Raw genomic sequence first — 18,941 nt, 5'->3', positions numbered from 1 at the left:
TCCGTAAAACTACAAACTCAATCGGTATATTTTAACGCATCAGCCCATGCAATCGTATGATACCCTCGTCGAAGCCCTCGACGACCTCACTAAAAAAGGCTACACGCACGACTTTAATATTGCCGACGACTGCCTGATTTGCCACACGCCAAACGTCCAGCTTCGGCCCGAGCAGTTTCACATTGTGGACGTGTTCCGTTTCGAAGGCATGAGCAACCCGGATGACAGTTCCATTCTTTACGCGATCGAGTCGACCGATGGCATGAAAGGAACGTTGGTCAGCGCTTATGGGGCCTACGCAGACGAAGTGTCGAATGAAATGATGGAAAAATTAAAGATTCACTGATTCCGAAAGAAACTTTTCCAGCGCAATCGGGCTTATAAGCACGTAGTTACGTGTGAACAAGCATCATGAACTGGAACAAACTGCAAGACAACGCCCAATTAGCCCAAATCAAACAAGAGTCGGCCGAACAGCCGGTATTGATTTTCAAACACAGCACCCGCTGCTCCATCAGTTCGACGGCTTTGAGCCGAATGGAACGCAATTGGAGCAACTCAGTCGGTATCAAACCGTATTATCTAGACCTGATTGCATTCCGTTCCGTGTCGGGCCAGGTGGCCGACGAGTTCGGGGTCGATCATCAATCCCCGCAGGTTCTCCTGATTCAGAATGGCGAATGCATTTACGATGCGTCTCATTTTGAAATTTCGTTCGATGACCTGAAACAGCAGGTCGTATCGGCATAATTCAATTCTGATCGAATTGCCAAGCGCCGTCTTCCGGGGAAGACTGGCGCTTTTTTTATGCAACCGGCTCCAAACTGCCCGGTCGAGCCGCAATAGATAACCGGACATTTTGCACTTTGGGCAAGACTACCGTAATTTCGGTCGTGAAACACTACTTTTTAGAGCGGAGTCTTCTTCTCGGCAATCGGGCAGTGAATGGGTTTTTTAGTTACCAGCAGAAATGAAATCAAAATTCATTGCAATCAGCGATAGCATTATCGAGAAAATTAAAACCGGCGAGTTGCAGCCGGGTGACCAGATTCCTTCCGAAAATGAGTTGATTAAATTTTTTGGTATCAGTAATACAACGGCGCGGAAAGCCCTGCTCGAAATCGAATCAAAAGGCTGGGCGAAGCGGATAAAAGGCAAGGGAACGTATGTATTAAACCGCACCGACGACCACCATTTAATCCGTACGCTGGGGTCCATCTATGCGACCCGACGCGGTTTTCACGATAGTTTAATTGCCGAAGGTTTTACGCCTAAAAATATCGTTCTGGAAAAAACCATTCTGGATGATGGAATTTCCTCCGAAATAAACGGGCGACATTTTATCATCGACGGCCCGGTTTTAAAACTGCACCAACTTCGGTATGCGGATGATTTATTGATCAAGGATGAAGTGAAATACATATCCCTTACCTTGTGTCCGAAGATCAATAAAATGCCGACAGAAATTTCGTATTTCAAAGTCTACGAAAATAGCTACCACCTGAAAATCACGGAAGTACAACAAACGCTGGGCGTAACCATCATGCAGCCCAACACCAATAATTTTGAGATCAGTAAACCCACACCGGCTTTTGTGCTGGACAGCGCGGTCATCTGTACGGGTGAGAAAGTGGTTGAAATCGAACGCTCGTATTACCACGGTGATAAATACAAATTCGCCGTCATTGCCAGCCCCGAACACGACTACCGGCCCGCTAAACCGATCACTTCGTAAACCACTTGACCAATTCGTTGGTAATCAGTTGATGCCCTTCCAGGTTGGGATGATTAACGTGCGACATATACTTCACTAAATCACCTTTCGTAGTGATTTTTTTGAATTGTGCATACGAATCGACCAGTCCGATGTGGTGCGTTTCGGCCAGTTTTATAATCTGATTGGTGTGCTGTTCCAGCGGATTTCCGGCGGCCAGAATATCGACCCGCTGATCGGGTGAAGGTGTCAGTAAAATGATTTTTATATTTTTGGAAAGCGCCGACTGAATCATTTTCTCCCAGGCTTCTTTGGCTTTTTCCAATCCGGCTCCCCGGTCGTTGAGGGCGTAGTCGATGAACAGAACATCCGGTTTATGTACCAAAACATCCCGTTCAAACCGTTCCTGACCTTTCACTGAATTTTCCCCACCAATCGCCGTCACAATCACGTTGATCACCGCATACGGATAGCGTTCTTTCAGTTTCGTCAGCACCAGATTCGGATACGATTCCAGCGTGTGGACTTCGTGGTTGTGCCAGTATCCAGCGGGCACCGAATGGCCGTGAAAAACCAGGTTGATCGTCCGGTTTTTCGGCCACTCGATCACCATTTCCTTTTGTAAATCGGCCAAATACGTCGCCGGATCGGCAATGGCCGGGTTTTGCGCCTTTGAAACACCGGCGAAATTCAGTATTAAAGCAATAAGAAAACCAGTCACTTTTCTCATTTTACGGCTTGTGTTTTGATGGTTTGGATCGTAACCGGCCCCAATAAACCGGATTCGATGAGCGGAACCTGTTTCCAGGGCGTTCCTTTATACCCAATGGCAATGTTGGTGTTCGTAAACTTTTCGCCAGTGATGGCATCGCCCGTCAGCCGGTTCGACCAGGTGTTGGCCACTTCCACTTTCAAGGTATTGTCACCGGTTTTTACCAAATTCGTGATGTCAAAACGGTGCGGTTCGGCCCAACTGATGCCCAGATGCTGGCCGTTTAGCCAAACATCCGCTAGTTCCGACAATTTTCCCAGATTTAAAAAGACTCGCTCGTTCTGTGACAAATCAAAAGTCGGGGAGAAGGAAAACGTTTTCTCGTAGGTGCCGATGCCCGAAAAATACCGGATGCCGGGTTGGTCGGACTCCGTCCAGGAGATGAGTTTCGGCAACGTGACCGACTCCGGCGCCCCCCAATTTTTTGCAAAACCAAGCTGCCAGGCTCCCGTTATGTCCTGCGTTCTGATTTCAGTATTAATCCGCTTCGTTGCCGCTGTGTTTTTGCTCGTTAATTCGACTGTTCCCGGTTGCAAAAACCGCAAGCCGTTGGGTGTGTATTCAAACAGCGGCAGTGGATTGGCTGAGGCAAAACCGGTATAGGGCGGTTTGGAGACAGACGGATTGAATACGATAAAACAGGAGCCATACGCCGGTAAGCTCAACGGTAAGCGAATCTGTTGTTTCTCCTGATTAAAAACAGAAACCGGCACCATTTCACCCGTAACCGGATTCCAGATTTCCGGTGCTTTACCCGTTTGTCGAAATGAAACGTTGGCCGAAAGGGGCTGATCGGTGGTGTTTCGAATCAGGTAAAAATCCGTAGTCTGGTGGCGGTAATGAACAAAATCCAAAGCAGATAAGGGTAGATTCGTAGAACTAAAATCCGGCCCAATGTTGCGTTTTTTAAGCAAAGCCAAAGCGGTTTCATTCGAAAAATTCGTACCACTGATCACCGCTCCTTTTTTCGCCAGATCCCGGAGTTTGGCCCGGATTTTTGGCGATAGATTTTCCACATCACCCAACGCCAGCACGCTGAACGTGGCCCCATTCGATAACGTCAGTTTTCCGTTTTTTACGGTGAGGTCATTGAGCAGAATATCCGTGTTGATAATCTCGTAATCGTAGCCTGCTCCAACCGAAAACCGGGTGTTTTTGGGCGGTACAAAATTCGGGACTTTATCGCCGTAATAATAGACCACATCCGCCACGAAGTCCGTGTTTTGCAATACGTGCGAAATCCGGCCGAGGTAATCCGTAAACGGTTTTACTTTCGACCACCAGGTCTGCTTGGTGTTGAAATGCGTGCCGGCTCCGTAGACGATGCCCGGAAAACCGGTGCCTTCCGGATTGTGGCTAAAGCCGTGAATAACAACGCGGTTCATGCCTTCACAAAACGCGCGGTCGGCGATGGATTTCAGGTCGAACGGCCCTTCCTGCCAGTGGTGAAAACTCGTGAAGGATTCTTCTTCTACCATCCGGCGTTTGTAGATGTGGGCCGCTGCCGCCACTTCCTTCACCAGCCACATGATGTCCACACTGTCGGCGTCGTAGTAGTGATACCGGCTCCAGAACTCCCCGCGCGGCACGTCCAGCGACCCCAACGCTTTCAGTGTTTCGACCGGAACGTTGTGCAGCGGAGGGCCGGGACCGCCCGCTTCCGACGCGATTTGCAGGCCGTACTGATTCGCAATTTCTTTGGCTTTCCGGTAGTGATTCTGGATCATCAGTTCGGATAACGTCCGGTTATAATCCTGCTGAAAATGGGCGGTTCGTTCTGGACTGAACAGCGTCTTGTCGAACAATACCGGCAAGAATTTGTCGATCGAATAACCGTTTAGTTGAAAGAATTTCTTCGGTAATGAGGGCGTCCAGACAAAACCGGTGGCTTCATAACTCGCCAGATACAAGGTCTTCAGGGCAGTTTTTGAAAAATCCCCGAAAAGTGGTTTCAGTCGGTCGATAAAATACTGGAAATGGGCGTGGGTAGCCGTCGAATCAAAATGGTCGATAATCGGCCCGGTGGAGTTGGGGCTGGGCAACTTTAACGGTTCGCCCGAATTGGAACAAACGTAGCGGTGGATTTCCCATTTTCCGGGCGGAGCCGTCCAGTTCAGCATCTCGCTTTTAACATCGAAATACCGGGAGAGCGAAATGATTTGGGTCGTATCCAGAAAACCGGTTTTATCGCGCACCGGCAGCGCAACCACGGCAATCTCCTGGTGAAAAACCGGTTTGCCATCCGCGCCAAATTCGATGAGCAGCGGTTTGCCCTTGGCATCGGTTTTGGCAATGACCGGGAAGGGGAGTTTGATGGTTTTTTGTGAGGCCCCCTCCACCGTCAGCTTCGAAACATAAATCGATTTGGCCGCGTGTTGGGGCGACGTCCAGCCACCGCCCGCGTTCCAGCTACTGGCCAGATTCAGGCCCACTTCCAGCTTTAACCGGGTCGCTTCCCGAATGGCAATTTCGATCGCTTTCAGCGATTCCGTCCCCATAAAAGCCGGCCCGGCTTTCACCATGTTGTTGGGGTTGTTGTAGACCGGAACACCAATTTCAAAGATATCCACCCCACCGATCCCGGCGGTTTTCATGGCTCGCAGTTCTTCCTTTAACCGGGTCGTATCGACGTTGCCGTTCAGCCACCACCAGTAGGTTTTGGGCCGGGCCTGCGGGGGCGGGTTTTTGAAGCCGTCGCGAATGGATTGACGCGTGGCGGTTTGCCCATTGGCTAAGATCGTTATAAGCGTCAGGGCAACAGAGAGCAATACTGTTTTCATGCGATGAGTTGTTTTTATCAGACCTTTGAGAAGAGTCGCTGTCAGGGCGGTCGCTACCGCTGTCAGGGTCTTCGACCGCTGACAGGGTAGCGACTCAACGAATGGTCTTGATCGTCTGAATCGTCACTGGCCCCAGCAAACCCGACTCGATCAGCGGGAGTTCGCCCCACGGAACCAGATTTTTATTGGCCTTGGTGATGTTGGTTTTGGTGAACTTTTCGCCGGTGAGCGCGTCGCCCGTCAGCCGGTTCGACCAGGTGTTGGCCACTTCCACTTTCAACGTGTTCTCACCGGTTTTGACTACCTCCGTAATATCGAATCGGTAGGGGGGCGTCCAGACGATGCCCAGCGGTTTATCGTTCAGCCAGACCTCGCCAACTTTCGACAATCGTCCCAGATCGAGGTAAATTCGTTGATTCTGAGCGGTTTTGAAAGCCGGTTTGTACGAAAAAACCGTTTGATAGGTGCCGGTTCCCGAGAAATACCGGATGCCTTTCTGATCGGATTCGGTCCAGGAAATCAGTTTCGGGAAGGTGGCGGATTCGGGCGCTCCCCAGCCTTTGGGAAAGCGGAGTTGCCACGGACCTGTGAGCGTTACGGCGGGTTGGTTGTTGTCAATTTGCTCAAAACCGGATTCTTTTTTTACCTCGAAAGCCCCCGCCTGCAAAAACGCCAGGCCATTGGGCGTAAAGGCCAGATGCGGTGGATTAGGCTCGGAACCCGTCACTTCGTTGTAGTGAGCCAGTACGGGTTCTTTGGAAAAGACGACAAAATACGTTCCGTACGGCGGCAGCGAAACCGGCAATTGAATGCGTCCATCTGCCTGTTTATACACCGACACCGGAGCAGTTTCGCCGGTCAGCGGATTCCAGATTTCGGGCGTTTTGTCCGCCTGACGGAAGAAGCAATTGCGGGAAACCCATTGATTCGTGGTGTTGCGAATCAGGTAAAAATCCACATCGCCGTTTCGGTGATGAATGTGATCCAGTGGCGTTTCCCGCTGGTCGGCTTTCTGGTCGGCGTAACTGAAATCCGGCAGGATTTTCAGCTCGGTCAGGATGGGCAAAGCCGGTTTCTGGTCCGCCAAACGGCCGCCCTGTTCCGCCAGTTTTTTCAGTTTCGCCCGAACCTCAGCCGGGATTCGTCCTTCCGTTCCGATGCTCAACACCTTGTAACGCCCAACGCCCGGCAGCACCCACTCGCCATTTTCGACGGTCAGATCGCGCATCAGAACTTCCGTATTCACGACTTCGTAGTCGTAGCCCGGTCCAACCGAAAACCAGGTGTTTTTGGGCGGAATCAGGTTCGGGACATTGTCGCCGTAATAATGCAGCACATCGGCAACGAAAGCGGTTTTTTGCAGGATGTACGAAATCCGACCCAGGTAGTCGTTGAACGGTTTGACTTTCGGCCAATACGTCGTTCGGTCGTTGTAATGCGTACCGGCAAAATAGGCGATGCCGGGATGGCCCATTTCTGCCGGATTGTGCGGAAATCCGTGAATCACCAGCCGGTTCATGCCCTCGCAGAACGCGCGGTCGGCAATCACTTTCAGATCCGACGGGCCTTCCTGCCAGTCCCAGTAACTCGTAAACGACTCTTCTTCAACGATCCCGCGTTTGTAAATGTGCGAAGCGGCCGCAATCTCTTTCACGAGCCAGATCTTGTCTACCAGACTGTCCTTGTCGTTTTCCATGAAAAATTCGCGGTTGTACCAGTATTCCCCACGCGGTACATCCAGCGCCCCGAGTGCTTTCAGCGATTCGACCGGGATGTGGTGCAAATGGCCCGGCCCACCCGACTCCGAAATGATTTGCAAGCCGTGGCTGTTGCAGATTTCTTTGGCTTTCCGGTAGTGGTTGTTAATCATCAGTTCGGACAGCGTTTTGTTAAAATCGAACTGAAAATTGTTGGCCACTTCCGACTGGTACCATTCCTTGTTGTAGATCGCGGGCAGAAATTTATAAAGATCGTAACCGTGAAGGTTGCGGAAAGCCGCCGGTAAGGTGGGCGTCCAGGTAAACTCCTTGGCTTCGTAACTGGCTAGATACAAGTTTTTTAACGCCGATTTGCTGAAGTCGCCGATTCCGGGTTTCAGCCGGTCGATGAAGTACATGACGTGCATCCGCGTCGCCGTGGAGTCGAAATGGTCGATGATCGGGCCGACGGAATTGGGCGTAGGGCGGATCAGTTGCTCGCCGGAATTGGAGCAGACATACCGGTAAACATCCCACGCACCCGCCGGCGCCTTCCAGGTCAGTTGTTCAGTTTTGGCATCGAAAAAAGCCGATACATTGATGATTTTCGTGGTGTCCAGTTGGGACGTCTGACCGGCGGGTAAGGCAATGACGGCCACTTCTTCGTGGTACGCCGGTTTGCCATCGGCACCGTATTGAATGGGTCTAGGGTTTCCTTTTTTATCGGGCGTGATGGTTGGAAAGGGCAATTTGACCGCCTGTTCACCCGCGCCCTGTACTGTCGTTTTGGAGAAGTAAATGGTTTTTGCCGCGTGTTGGGGCTGAACCCAACTGCCGCCCGCGTTCCAGCTACTGGCCAGATTAAGCCCGACTTCCAGGTCCAGTTTACCGGCTTCCCGAATCGCCAGTTGAATGTTTTTGACCGACTCTTCGCTCATGAAAGCCGGACCGGCGGGAATGATCTGGTTGGGGTCGCTGGCGGGCGGCAGGCCGATTTCGAACAGATCGACGCCCCCCAAACCGGCGTTTTTGATGGCAAGCAACTCTTCTTTCAACCGGAGTGTATCGACGTAACCGTTCAGCCACCACCAGTACACTTTGGGCCGGGCCTGAATGGGCGGATTTTTGAATCCTTCTTTTAAGGTCGAATAGCTGATCGCTTCGGTTTCGGATGCGGTTTTGTTGCAGGAAACCAGTGAAACGAAAAGCCCAATCCCCAGCAGGCAGGAAGTGAATTTCATCGGGAGGAAGTAGTTAAGGGTTTAGGAAATCATGTATTTTGCCCCTAAATCCCCTAAAGGGGACTTGGACTCAGCATCATCCGGATGCGTAAAGTCCGGCTCCGGCCGCCCGGCCTTTAGGGGATTTAGGGGTAATCTTTACCAAAACGCGACTAAATCACCGCTTACGTTTTCAACGACGTAGTGTTTGCCGTACTTTTTATCGCCGGATTTGAAGGCGGTTTTTCCTTTTTTCCAGGGATAACTGGCATTCGTGTAGACGTTCAGACCCTGCTCCGTCACCTCGTCGTCCGGATAAATCCGCACCGTGGCGTTTTTCAGACCCGTCAACCGCATGCAGCGTTTCATGTGTTTGACGCCCGACGTCATTTCCTGACACGAAACCATGCCCTCAGCCTGCTCGACAAAAAAGCGGCTTTCGCGGTGCCAGGCTTTGGGCATCGCATACACCGAATACCCATTGGCCAGTTCGGTTTCGTAACCCGTCAGAATGGGCGCGCCCTGCGGCAGCTTAAACCGGTGGGTGATGGTCGTGTTCGGGCAATAGCCGGAGAATATAAAACCGTTGCTGCTGCGTGAAATGGTCAATACCGGGTTTTTCACCGAGGGATTCCGCTTGTCGACCCGGTAATCGATTCCGAATTCGTTCAGCACATACCGCATCAGCAACGGCCCCGTGAACAACTCCTCGGGATTGTCGGGCGTCAGGAGTTTTCCGCCCGTAAACTTGCTCGAATTGGTACCGCGCACGTAGGCCACTTTTCCGCCTTTCCACGCCTGGTTTTCACGCACCCAAACCACGTCGCGTTCGCTCCTGGTCTGGGTCATTTTTGCCAGCACTTTGGTCCCGGAATCGGTTTTGTTTTTCACCTGTGTAGCCACACCGCCCCCAGAAAACAGCGCCTGATGCACGATTTTGTTAGGGTACGGTTTGGTCAGTTGATCCAGCGTAATGGTCGATTTGACTTGGAATTCGCCTTCAAGGGCTTTGGTGTTCTGAAGATTCAGCAGATTCAGAAAGGCAACACCGGCGTGGTCGGCGGGGCCGTAAACGAGCAGTTTGCCGCCATTCTGCACAAAGTCGATCAGCTTTTTTTCGAGCGCAGAACCGGCTTCCGGCACGATGGACACCAGAATCGATTCGTCAAAATAGGCCGGTTTTTCGGTAACGACTTTCTGGAAAGAAGTGGTCGAAATGATGGTGTTGAGCGGAAAACCGTTGTTGATGGCCTGCCGGATGAGCCAGTCGCCGTAGTAGATTTCCGGCAGTCGGTCCGGTTGTTTGTAGGCCCAGGTGTGGTATTCCTCAAATGGATAGACCCACACCAGCGGCCCCGGAGCCGTGGGCGAATCGTAGCGGGCTTTCAGAATGTGGGGTGTCACCTCGTCGGGCACCTGTGCGGGCATCTCGCCGTAGGAGTTGTCGGCGGTCAGAAAATTCAGGTGCGTCGGCAGCCGGATTTCGCCTTTGGCGTTGATGCGGGCCACCGAAAGCGGCAGGTAAATGTCGTGCGGTTCCTGCCCGTACCGATCAAGCCACGGGCTGTTGACCCACCACGGATCGTGGGTGTAATACCGGAACAGATACCGCTCGTCGGGCAGCTCGGCCATGCGCGACATATAACCGACCATTTCCAGCCCAAAATCGCCGTCCAGAGCGGCCCAGGGCGAATTGGGTGGAGGCAGCATGTTGTATTTCCCGCCGTAAATCTGCTTCAGATCGACGCCGTCGCGCGCCAGATCCGCACCGGTGGAGAGGTTCGTCCCGCGCGTCTGGATCTGAAAATTCGGGCATTCTTTCCGAAACAGGTTCCAGAAACCGGCAATCAGTTCTTTCGTATTCGCGAGCTTTTCCGGCAAAAACGCTTTGCCCGTAAACGTCGCGCCCGTGGACGACCAGCCTTCAACGCCAAAGCCAAAACCGTTGCTGAGCCAGATGTAATCGTAACCTAGATCGGTCAGAAAATGTTGACTCTGACGACCCAGAAACGTGCCAAAGGGCGTATTGGCCGGAATGCCTTTCGGAAAACCGGCGTACGAATCCGTATCGGCGTTCAGCGTTGAGTAGCAACTGACCATCGTTTTGTGGCCCATCGCGTTGCCGCCCAGAATTTCCGGGTGTTTTTTGTACTTGAACTCCGACTTGGCAAACTCTGGACCCGGATCGAACGTGGCCCCAATCATCACGGGTTTACCGGTGATTTTTTGCCCGGTTTCCTTCAGAGTCTGGATGATGAATTTCAGGTCGCCGTAGGTAAACCGGGGCGGGTTTTCCATATACAGGTAAGCGCGTTCGTGGAGCGACAATTCCTTCGGCCCCGACCCGACTTCGTGCTGCGTGTTGGGATTGCCGATGTACCGCGCCCACTCCAGCGGCTGTTGCAGGTCGCCTTTGTAGTCCAGAATCTCCGATCCGTCCGACGTCCAGAGCATCACCGAAACCGTGTCGGTATGCCGCAGGAGCGATTGCCACTGGGTGAAGAGTTCCGTTGCCACCTGCTGAATATAGGCCTTGTCGTTTTTCTTGAACGGCTTGAGCGAGGCTTCCAGCGTGATGTTGTTAAACGGTTTTCCGCGTAAGGTCGAATTGTCCAGATTCGGCGTCTCCGTGGGAATGAAGCCGAAAAAGAGGAGGGTTAGTAAGGTGAATAAGCGCATTTTCTAGTAAAGTAAAAGGGTTATTTCGCGGAGATAAGCGGAGTAAAAAGAGTTACGCAGAAAAATAAAACTCTGTTAAACTCCTTTTAACTCCGCTCAACTCTGCGAAACATTTTAATCAATACCCCGGATTTTGCTTGATCAACGTCGGGTTTAGATCGACTTCGTTCTGCGGAATCGGGAAAATTAACTCGAAATCGTCCACTTTAAAGGACAGATTCAGGCTGGCATAATGCGCGTTCAGCACGGTTTGTGCCCGTCCCGTCCGCACCAGATCGAACCAGCGCTGGCCTTCGTACAGGAACTCAACCCGGCGTTCTTTCTCGATGGCGGTCCGCAGCCCGGCCTGCGTATGACCGGTTAAGTCCGGCAACTTGGCCCGCGTCCGCACCTGGTTGATAAAGGGCAAAGCCTCGGCGGTTTTACCCTGTTCGTTCAACACTTCCGCATACATCAGCAGCACATCGGCATACCGGAGTTGGGTGAACGTAATGGTGCCGTCGGACAGGTCGATGGCTTTGAAGTCCACGAATTTCAACCCATGACGGCTGTACGATTTCCGGCCATTGATCAGCAAAACCGAGTCGTTGACCGAAATGGCCTTGCGGGCATCACCGGTTTCGTAGGCTCTGATCAAATCCAGCGTCGGCACAATGCGCCCGGAGCCTTGCAGGTTGCCCGGAAAAATCGCCATGCTGGTGATGGCCGGCGTAAACAAGGCCGAATAGTTGTTGCCCATGCTGCGCCCCGCGACGTATTCAATTTCGAAAATCGACTCGGCCAGGTTGTTGTTGCCGTTGGTAAACAGCGTTCGGTAATCGGGCACCAGCGAATAGGTTTTGGCGTCGATCACTTCTTTCAGTTTGGTTGCGGCCAGGTCGTAGTTTTTCAGCGTCAGGTGGACTTTTCCCAGCAAGGCTTTCACCGTCGGGCGCGATGCCTTCGTCCGGTCGGTATTGAGTGTAGCCGGCAACAGCGTTTCGGCACTGGTCAAATCCGCCAGAATGACTTCATAGACCTGCGCGGCCGGTTTCAGGGCCAGATCGGCGGCCGCTACTGCTGCGGGGCTGCTGAATTCCTGGCTGACGATCGGCACATTGCCGAACAGTCTGACGAGGTAAAAATAGCTGTAAGCCCGCAGGAACTGGGCTTCTCCCTTGATGCGGTCTTTGGTCGCTTGGTCGAAATTCACGCCGTCGATGCGGTTGATGATCGCATTGCTGCGGGAGATGGTGTATAAACACGTGTTCCAGGCCGCCTGAATGTTCGTGTTGGTCGAAACCACCGCATTCTGGTCGAGTTGCATCTCGTTGACCGACGGCGACGACCACTGGATTTCGGTATTGTCCGTCGTCAGGTCCGCCAGATACACCGCGTTGCTGGTGTTGAACAGACCGCGAAAGGTGCTGTAGACGCCTGTCAGAGCCGTTTCAAAATCGTTTTGATTTTTGTAAAACGTTTGGTCACTGATCTGGTATTCAGGCGTTAGGGCCAGAAAATCCTTGCAGGAAGTAGCCGTAACGAGCAGGAGCAGGAAGACTAATAGGTTCTTTTTCATGGCAGTATCTGGAAACAGGATTAGAAAGTTACCCGCAAACCGATCGTGTACGTCCGGGGGTTGGGATACGCAAAAAAGTCGATCCCGCTGCGGGCAATGTTGTCGCCCGTCGTGCTACCTTCGGGGTCATAACCGGGGTACTTGGTAAACGTGTAGAGGTTCGTCGCGTCGACGTAAACCGAGAGTGCCTGCAACTTCAGCTTGCTCACCACCGTTTGGGGAAGCGCGTAGGCCAGATTGACGTTCCGGATGCGGACAAACGAGCCGTCGAACAGATACTTGGTCGTACCGGCACTGAATCCGAAGGCGTAGTCGTTCCGAATGGAGCGCGACATCGTTCCCGCCCCGGGATCCGTCGGAGATTTCCAGCGATCCGCCATAATGCCCAGTTGATTCTGCACCCCGGCACCGTTCAGCGACACTTCGCCCCCCTGAAAATAAATCTCGTTTCCCTGCGAACCGTTCACGCTAATGTTCAGGGTCAAGCCTTTGTAGGTGAAGCGGTTGCCCATGCCCCAGGTGAAATCCGGCCAGGGATTGCCAACGATGGTCCGGTCGTTCTGGGTGATGGTTCCGTTGCCGTCGGCGTCCTGATACCGGTAATCGCCGGGCTGCACCCGGGGGTGTTGTTTCGGACTGGCGTTCACTTCTTCCTGCGTCTGGAATACGCCCAGGATGTTGAGCAGCCGGAAGCTGGAGATGGGATAACCCACCTGCGCTACCTGATAATCAGACGTTTGAATCCGGGCGGTTTCGGAGTTGAGGGCCAGCACCTTGTTGCGGTTCCAGCTAATGTTAAAATCGGTATTCCACTGGAAAGCGCCTTTGCGGATGTTTTCCGAATTGATCGTCAGCTCGATCCCTTTGTTCTCCACTTCGCCGATGTTCTGGAGGGAACTGCTGAAACCAGAGGCTGCGGGCAGAATCACATTCAGCAGAAGGTCTTTTTTGTGGGTTCGATACGCATCCACAATAAACGACAGGCGGTTCTGGAACAACGAGAGATCAAGACCGATGTTGGTTTGCACCGATTGCTCCCAGGTCAAAACCGTATTGGCCAGACTGCTGGGCACCACGCCCGAAATGACCTGCCCATTGGAAACGTTTCGCGAGATGCCCAGGAGGCCCTGGCTGGCGTAATTCGGAATCAGGTTGTTCCCGGAAATCCCGTAGCTCGCCCGGATTTTCAGATCGCTGATGAAGCTGACCGGTTTCATGAACGACTCGTCGGACAGGCGGTAAGCCGCCGAAAAGGAAGGGAATGTCCCCCAGCGGTTTTCACGTCCAAACCGGGAGCTGCCGTCCTGCCGGATCGTAGCCGTAAACATATATTTTCCAGCCAGTGTGTAATTGACGCGGGCCAGCCACGACATCATCGACCATTCACTTTTGTAGTTGGTTCCGGACGTAACGGCTCCGGCGGCCAGGTACGGAACGTCGTCGGTCGGGAAATCGGACGCTCCGGCCTGCAAAATCTCATCGGTATTTTTCTGGACGGTATAGCCCACCAGCGCGTCGAGGTCGTGTTTTTCACCAAACCGGTGCCGGTAATTCAGCGTATTCTCGTTGAGCCAGTTCAGGCTTTTGCCTTCCGTCACCCCAGCCGTAGCCGCGCCCGTCCGGCTGGTGGCCAGCCCCACTTTCGACGATTTCCACAGGCGGGTGATGTTATTGGAATAATTGACCCCAATCGACGTCTTGAAAATCAGGCCGTTCGCAATTTCGTATTGCAGGTAATTGTTGGTGAAAACGTTGGTATTGTTCCGTTTATCGGTGAACTCAGCCGCAATAATCAGCGGGTGTTCGACCGGGATGCCCGTTGGGTCGGAAAACTCGGAATAGTAGTTGCCGTTCGCATCGTAGACCGGAATGGTTGGATCGCTGGCCAAAGCCGCCGAAATCAGGCCCCGGTGTTGCAGGTGGCCTTCGGCGCGGGCAAAATCGCCGTACGAGTGTGCGCCCGAAAACGACGCTCCCAGTTTCAGACGCGGAGTCAGTTGGGCATCGATGTTGGTACGGAGGGTAAACTTCTTGAAATCAGAGCCAATGATGATGCCCTTCTGGTCGAAATACCCGCCGGAAACGTAGTAACTGACGTCTTTGCTGGTACCGCTGGCGGCCAATTGATAGTTCTGCACCAGACCTTGCTGGAAAATAAGATCCTGCCAGTCAGTGCCATACCCGGAGTTGGCAAACTGATCCGGCGTCCGGAAACCCGGTTTTACCTGCGTGGCCGTACTGCGGAGGTTGTTGGGGTCCGTGGCTTTTCCGCCGGCAAACACCCAGGCGTTGTCGCGTCCTTCGGCCACGTATTGAGCATACTCGCGGGGCGTCAGCAGGTCCAGTTTTTTGGCCAGTTGCTGAATACCGGTCGAGTGTTCAAAGTTAATCGTTGTTTTGCCCTGCTTGCCGCGCTTGGTTGTAATGATCACCACGCCATTGGCACCCCGCGATCCGTAAATGGCGGTGGCCGAGGCATCTTTCAAGACCTGAATGGATTCGATGTCGGATGGATTGATCGTGCTGAGCGGGTTAATCCGGTTGGTTCCGCTGCTGCTGGCAATGTTGCTGGCTGAATAGGAACTGGAGCTGAAGCTGCTCAGATCGGAGCCACCACCACCCGTTCCGATGGCGTAGCCGTCGACCACGTACAGGGGTGAATTTCCGCCGGTGATCGAGCTGATGCCCCGGATAACGACGTTGACGTTCCCGCCCGGTGCGCCCGAGGTTTGCGTGATCTGCACTCCCGCGACTTTCCCCTGCATCATCTGATCGACACTCGTGGCCGACGGAACTGGGACGAGGTCCTTGCTGGACAGATTGACGATGGAACCCGTCAGATCTTTTTTCCGCTGGGTTCCGTAACCCACCACCACCACATCCTGCAATTGCTGCTGATCGGTTTTCAGCGTGATGTTGATGGACGAACGGTTTTTGACCGGTATTTCCTGGGGCGTGTAGCCGATGAAACTAACGACAACCGTGGCATTGGGCGATACCGACAGTTTAAACGCGCCTTCGGTGTCGGATGTCGTTCCGTTGGTGGTGCCTTTTTCCGTAACGGTGGCACCAATCAACGGCTGGCCGTCTTCTTCGGCGGTTATTTTGCCACCAATGGTTACCTTGCCACCCGACTGAGCCAGGGCAACGGTACTGGCGACCACAATAGCGAACACGCTGACCAGCAGCAGTCGCAGACGATGGAAGAGATTAGGATTCATAGGAAGAGGGTTTAGTACTCTGATTTACCGGATGTTATCAATTGATAATGACGGATTCGATTTTGAGATACTCGGCAATTTTCTGAATCGTTTCGGCGTGGTGGCCGACGCCCAGCGCGAAGTGGTGCGTGGGTCCTTCTTTGATCCAACGTTTCAGGAAAGTCCGGACGTCCGGTTTGAAAAAACCGCGCGTGTTGGTGTTACCCGTTGGGGGAATCGGCCCGGCCAGCGATTCGCCTTCGGCGATGATGAACTTCATTTTTCCCTCGTAGGTCGAGTTGATGCTCAGCATCGTAATCGGTCCCTGTTTGATCTTGAACTCGACGCCCGCACCAAAACCGGGTTTGCCGTGGTATTTTTTCAGGCTCCGCAGAATGGGCTGGCCGTCGGCGATGGCAATGTTGTGCGGCCCGTCGTGACCCACCAGCACAAAATCTTCCTTGAAATCGACCGGGTGAAACTCCGCGAAACTGCCGCCGATGCCCAGCCGTTCCATGATCAGCATGGCGATGCAGGTTTTTAGGTCCGACTCGCCACACATCGGGAAGCCCGCGCCTTGAAGCAGTGAATTCCCCACGATCAGGTTCGACATCACCACCCGCGTGTCGCTGCCGTCGGGGCCGTCGTAGTAATAGGCCAGTCCGTCCAGTTTTTTCGCCTTGACGAATTTTTCGAGGGCTACCGTCACCTGAGCGGCAATGCGCAGATCCGAATCCCGCAGTTTTTCAGAAATGGGGTCTGAAACCGGGTCGGGCGTGTCGAAAAAGGCCAGAATCCGATCCTGAACAACTTCAATCTCCTCTTCCGTCGCCTGCTGATACTGCGTGACGATTTCGTGGGCTTCACACTGCACAATGTGGGCTCCGAAGTGCGCCGTCAGCATCGTCGAGTCGGAATGCATGTCGAGCATGGCCTCGATGGGGTGGCCGATGTGCCCGATTTTGGCGGTTTTGAGATCGTGCAGAACGGCGGCAATCCGGCAATATTCCTCAATTTCAGCCTCCGCAGCCGGATCATCGTAGAGCGTACCGATCACCATTTGCGGTACTTTTTTGCCCATCCGAACGGCAACACCGGCAAATTCCGGCAGCGCACAGATGTCGTCGTTGTAGAGTTGCAGATAGGTCGACGCCCGGCTGTAATCCATCGCTTTATCAGGTTGCAGGGCTACCAGCACAATCGGGGTATCGATGCTTTTGATAATGACGCCGAATGTGCTGGAAGTGGCGTAGGTCAGCATGTCGCAGAAAATAAGATCGAGGTTGGCGGCCTGGAGTTTCGGGACGATCTCGTAGGCTTTCGTCACGTCATCGACCAGTCCAAAATCGACAATATCCACGCTGTCGAGGGCTTCGATGCGTTCGATGAAAACCGCCTGTTTTTTCAGTAAATCATCCAGCAAGCCGTCAAACTGACCCCAGTATTTGAAGTAGCCCACGCCAAAGACCCCGATCCGGGGGCGCGTTTTTTTTCGTTTTTCAAAACCCGTCTCCTGTACGGGAGCCACGTGGTTGAACGATTCGTTTTCCATAGTTGCTAAGTTGTATCTTCTTTCTATTTAGTTAACGCACTAAGTTAAAAGGGGTAAAAATTTAGAAAACACACGGTTTTAATCAGAAATCAGATTATTGTAAAAGAGATTTAATCATAGGACTTTCGCTTTTGCCCCTAAATCCGTAACGACGGCCCGGCCCTAAAGGGGACTTGGACGCGACTAATCCGGATTTGTAAAGTCCCCTTTAGGGGATTTAGGGGCAAAAGTGAAAGTCTTAAATCAAATAGAGCCGGTTTTTTATTCAGCCTACGGGCTGTTTACATAAACCGCCGGGCTTTCCGGACACTATTCAGGATTCAGCCCGGATTCTTTCCGGGATAACTTCGACCGACTGCGATTCTCCGAACAACGGCTTAATCCTGGGAATCAGCCAGATAAATAGCACAAATGCCAGGGGATACAGCAATCCCGACGCGATCCAGAGCGGGCGATACGAATACTGCTGAATGACTACACCCATCAGCGGATTGAGAATTAAACCCGAAACTGCCCCCGCCGTTCCCGACAAACCCACCACCGTCGAGGTCGCTTTCTGGCCAAACATGTCGGAAATGGAGGTGATGTAATTGGTAATCCAAAAACCGTGGGCGAACATGAACAACGACATCAGCGCAATGGCCATTTCTACCGACGACACCCACTCAATGGCCGGGGTTAGCAGCGTGAGTCCGGCCGCGATGCCCATGACGGTTTTCCGGGCCTTATTCACCGAGTAGCCGCGCGCAATGAGTTGCCCCGAAAGCCAGCCACCGATGATATTGGAAATTCCCAGGGCCAGAAAGGGAATCCAGAAAAGGCTGCCAATTCGCTCAAAAGACACATTTCGCACCGAACTCAGGTATTTCGGAATCCAGAACATCATGAAGTAAAAAACCGGGTCGAGCAGAAAACGCACCAGAATAAACACCCAGGTCGGGCGGTTTTTGAGCAATTCCAGAAATGATACGGTTTCCTTTTTTTCAGGAAGAACCGGCGATTCGGTAATCAGATTTTCTTTCTTCCAGGGGATCAACAGCCAAACGATGACCCAGGCAATCCCGATCAAACCGGGGATCAGAAAACCGCCCCGCCAGCCGTAATGAGTAGATAACCAGATTGTTAACGGAGGAGCCACGACGGCGCCGATGGCCGAACCACCAATGGCAATGCCGTTGGCCAGCGCGCGCTCTTTCTTGTCGAACCAGCGGTAAACCGTCCAGGCTGCACCGGGAAAACAGCCGCCTTCGCCCATGCCCAGCAAAAAACGGAACGTCAGCAACTGCGTGAAACTGGTCATCACTGCGTGCAAGCTGTTGGCAATCGACCATAGGCCGACGGAAAGGGCCAATCCCATTTTTCCGCCAATCCGGTCGATGAGCCAGCCGCCGAGCGTAAACATCAGGGCATAACTGATCAGGAAGCTGGTATTGATCATGCCGTACTGAACATCCGTGATTTTGAACTCTTCCTGAATCTTCAGAATCGCGATGGAAAGCACCTGCCGATCCAGAAAACTCAGACCGGTTGCGATGAAAAGCAGAAAGACAATAAGCCAGCGGAGGTTTGTTTTCATTTTTTAGAACAAAGAAGTTAGACGAAAGAATAGAGACTTGACCGGATCATCATTGGGAAAATCGGTCTAGAATCTCATGTCTTTCATCTCTTGTCTACGACAACTTAACGCACTAAGTTAATGTTTGCAAAGATAGAAGCTACGCAGCGAATAAATCAAGTGCTCGTGGTACTTTTTTTTAAATAAATTGCAG

Annotated in this window: 11 protein-coding genes; 3 read left to right on the top strand and 8 right to left on the bottom strand. The window is 52.7% G+C overall.

Annotated features, from left to right (window positions below):
• The first annotated feature begins 46 nt into the window (after positions 1-46).
• From DUE52_RS17490 to DUE52_RS17480, 3 genes are all read left to right on the top strand, one after another.
• A complete protein-coding gene (locus tag DUE52_RS17490; protein ID WP_114407330.1) occupies positions 47-346 on the top strand; it encodes a phosphoribosylpyrophosphate synthetase in 300 nt (99 codons plus the stop codon).
• A gap of 65 nt (positions 347-411) precedes the next feature.
• On the top strand, positions 412-750 hold the full coding sequence (gene ytxJ, locus DUE52_RS17485) for a bacillithiol system redox-active protein YtxJ (protein WP_114407329.1): 339 nt from the start codon (positions 412-414) through the stop codon (positions 748-750).
• A 220-nt stretch (positions 751-970) separates the two neighbouring features.
• Positions 971-1,735 carry a GntR family transcriptional regulator gene (locus tag DUE52_RS17480; protein WP_114407328.1) on the top strand — a complete coding sequence of 255 codons (765 nt, stop codon included), beginning with the start codon at positions 971-973 and terminating at the stop codon, positions 1,733-1,735.
• Here the strand turns inward: DUE52_RS17480 and DUE52_RS17475 are convergent.
• The 8 genes from DUE52_RS17475 to DUE52_RS17440 all read right to left on the bottom strand — a co-directional run bounded on the left by DUE52_RS17475 (position 1,725) and on the right by DUE52_RS17440 (position 18,748).
• Positions 1,725-2,444: an SGNH/GDSL hydrolase family protein gene (locus DUE52_RS17475; protein ID WP_114407327.1), complete on the bottom strand. Its 720-nt coding sequence runs from the start codon at positions 2,442-2,444 to the stop codon at positions 1,725-1,727. The two genes, DUE52_RS17480 and DUE52_RS17475, sit on opposite strands and share 11 nt — an antisense overlap.
• A complete protein-coding gene (locus tag DUE52_RS17470) occupies positions 2,441-5,266 on the bottom strand; it encodes a glycosyl hydrolase (protein ID WP_114407326.1) in 2,826 nt (941 codons plus the stop codon). The genes DUE52_RS17475 and DUE52_RS17470 overlap by 4 nt, the downstream gene beginning before the upstream one ends.
• Positions 5,267-5,360: 94 nt before the next feature.
• Positions 5,361-8,204 carry a glycosyl hydrolase gene (locus DUE52_RS17465; RefSeq protein WP_114407325.1) on the bottom strand — a complete coding sequence of 948 codons (2,844 nt, stop codon included), beginning with the start codon at positions 8,202-8,204 and terminating at the stop codon, positions 5,361-5,363.
• 138 nt (positions 8,205-8,342) lie between these two features.
• Positions 8,343-10,862: a hypothetical protein gene (locus DUE52_RS17460; protein WP_114407324.1), complete on the bottom strand. Its 2,520-nt coding sequence runs from the start codon at positions 10,860-10,862 to the stop codon at positions 8,343-8,345.
• Between the two features lie 118 nt (positions 10,863-10,980).
• Positions 10,981-12,420, bottom strand: coding sequence for a RagB/SusD family nutrient uptake outer membrane protein (locus DUE52_RS17455; RefSeq protein WP_114407323.1), 1,440 nt, complete (start codon positions 12,418-12,420; stop codon positions 10,981-10,983).
• A gap of 20 nt (positions 12,421-12,440) precedes the next feature.
• A complete protein-coding gene (locus DUE52_RS17450; protein ID WP_114407322.1) occupies positions 12,441-15,641 on the bottom strand; it encodes a SusC/RagA family TonB-linked outer membrane protein in 3,201 nt (1,066 codons plus the stop codon).
• A 37-nt stretch (positions 15,642-15,678) separates the two neighbouring features.
• On the bottom strand, positions 15,679-17,172 hold the full coding sequence (locus DUE52_RS17445) for an L-fucose/L-arabinose isomerase family protein (protein ID WP_114407321.1): 1,494 nt from the start codon (positions 17,170-17,172) through the stop codon (positions 15,679-15,681).
• Between the two features lie 313 nt (positions 17,173-17,485).
• Positions 17,486-18,748 carry an MFS transporter gene (locus DUE52_RS17440; protein WP_114407320.1) on the bottom strand — a complete coding sequence of 421 codons (1,263 nt, stop codon included), beginning with the start codon at positions 18,746-18,748 and terminating at the stop codon, positions 17,486-17,488.
• Between the last annotated feature and the right edge of the window lie 193 nt (positions 18,749-18,941).

Source organism: Larkinella punicea, assembly GCF_003334855.1.
Taxonomy (GTDB): domain Bacteria; phylum Bacteroidota; class Bacteroidia; order Cytophagales; family Spirosomataceae; genus Larkinella; species Larkinella punicea.
Note: the sequence above shows the minus strand (reverse complement) of the source record. Positions and strands in the feature narration are given on the sequence as shown.

Bases quoted from the DNA above. Each gene is read 5' to 3' on its own strand.
- DUE52_RS17490 (WP_114407330.1), top strand. From the start codon at position 47: ATGCAATCGTATGATACCCTCGTCGAAGCCCTCGACGACCTCACTAAA.
- ytxJ (WP_114407329.1), top strand. From the start codon at position 412: ATGAACTGGAACAAACTGCAAGACAACGCCCAATTAGCCCAAATCAAA.
- DUE52_RS17480 (WP_114407328.1), top strand. From the start codon at position 971: ATGAAATCAAAATTCATTGCAATCAGCGATAGCATTATCGAGAAAATT.
- DUE52_RS17475 (WP_114407327.1), bottom strand. From the start codon at position 2,444: ATGAGAAAAGTGACTGGTTTTCTTATTGCTTTAATACTGAATTTCGCC.
- DUE52_RS17470 (WP_114407326.1), bottom strand. From the start codon at position 5,266: ATGAAAACAGTATTGCTCTCTGTTGCCCTGACGCTTATAACGATCTTA.
- DUE52_RS17465 (WP_114407325.1), bottom strand. From the start codon at position 8,204: ATGAAATTCACTTCCTGCCTGCTGGGGATTGGGCTTTTCGTTTCACTG.
- DUE52_RS17460 (WP_114407324.1), bottom strand. From the start codon at position 10,862: ATGCGCTTATTCACCTTACTAACCCTCCTCTTTTTCGGCTTCATTCCC.
- DUE52_RS17455 (WP_114407323.1), bottom strand. From the start codon at position 12,420: ATGAAAAAGAACCTATTAGTCTTCCTGCTCCTGCTCGTTACGGCTACT.
- DUE52_RS17450 (WP_114407322.1), bottom strand. From the start codon at position 15,641: ATGAATCCTAATCTCTTCCATCGTCTGCGACTGCTGCTGGTCAGCGTG.
- DUE52_RS17445 (WP_114407321.1), bottom strand. From the start codon at position 17,172: ATGGAAAACGAATCGTTCAACCACGTGGCTCCCGTACAGGAGACGGGT.
- DUE52_RS17440 (WP_114407320.1), bottom strand. From the start codon at position 18,748: ATGAAAACAAACCTCCGCTGGCTTATTGTCTTTCTGCTTTTCATCGCA.